This is a genomic window from Amycolatopsis sp. NPDC006131 (assembly GCF_040614175.1).
GTDB lineage: Bacteria > Actinomycetota > Actinomycetes > Mycobacteriales > Pseudonocardiaceae > Amycolatopsis_E > Amycolatopsis_E tucumanensis.
Genome location: NZ_JBEXTX010000258.1, coordinates 1 through 1061, shown reverse-complemented (window position 1 = coordinate 1061; position 1061 = coordinate 1). Strand labels below are relative to the sequence as shown.

The 1061-nt window shown below is 65.9% G+C and carries 1 protein-coding gene and 1 pseudogene; one reads left to right on the top strand and one right to left on the bottom strand.

Features of this window, described 5'->3' with window-relative positions; translation table 11 throughout:
* Positions 1 to 732: pseudogene (locus tag ABZ215_RS43855) on the top strand (transcriptional regulator); the annotation flags it as partial.
* 23 nt (positions 733 to 755) lie between these two features.
* On the opposite strand, the gene ABZ215_RS43850 reads toward ABZ215_RS43855, so the two are convergent.
* On the bottom strand, positions 756 to 1061 hold a 306-nt coding region (locus tag ABZ215_RS43850), incomplete at its 5' end, for a winged helix-turn-helix transcriptional regulator (RefSeq protein WP_354956883.1).

Here is a 1061-nt window from a genome sequence, read left to right as displayed (position 1 = left end):
GCAGCCTTCCAGCCCCGGATACGCGAGCTACTGGTGTTCTTGGCCGTGCATCCCGACGGCGTCAGCCGCGAAGCGCTCGTCGCCGCACTGTGGCCAGCCAGCCCACCCGAGAAGACCACCAACGCGCTGAACACCAGCCTCACCCGCCTCCGCCGCGCTCTCACCACCGCGACCGAAGGTGCGCTGTCCGATGTGGTCCTCACCGGCGAGGGACGCTACCGCCTCAAACCTGACCTCGTCGACGTCGACTACCACCACTTCGCCGCCGCAGTCTCGCAACGCCGCGCCGCGGCGAACCAGCACGACCGGATCGCCGCCTACCGCCGCATCGTCGACAGCTACACCGGACCACTGGCGGACGGCCTCAGCACCGAGTGGATCGAAACAGCCCGCGAATCGATCCGTCGCGACGCCATCGACGCCGTGGCCGCGCTCGCACGCACACTCGTCGAGCACGACCCGCAGCAGACACTCGATCTGCTGGAGATCGCACGAGCCTTCGACCCCCACAACGAGCTGATCTACCGCGACATCATGCGGCTGCAGGAACGCCTGGGACAACTCGATGCCATCCCGCGCACGCTGACCCTGCTGACCACCCGACTCGCGGAGATCGACGACCGGCCCACACCGCAGGCGATCGCCTTGGCCGAACGGCTACGTCGCCGGCACGACGGCGCTGACGAATCGCTGGAAGACGAACGCGCCCGCGAGCGCAGGCGAGCCGGATAGGCACCCGGCCCGATGCCCCGTTGTCATCGCACCCGCGGGCGCTGATCGTCGTGGCGTTGTTCGTCGATTTCCGCACTGTGCTGCCGACTGTAGCCCTGCGCCTGGGCGAGCAACTCGGGATGATTGCGCGTCCATTCGATCAATGGCTCGACCAGCTCCAGTACCTCGGCGACGTCCGGGTTCAGCGAGTACTCCACCTCACGCGGAAAAGAGTTCTCACTGGTCTGACGGGAGATGATTCCCTGTTCACGCATCTTTTTCAGCGTGCGCGCCAGAATGCTATCGTGCAGGACGGGGTGTTTGTCTGTCCAATTCTCGTCGATGGAATA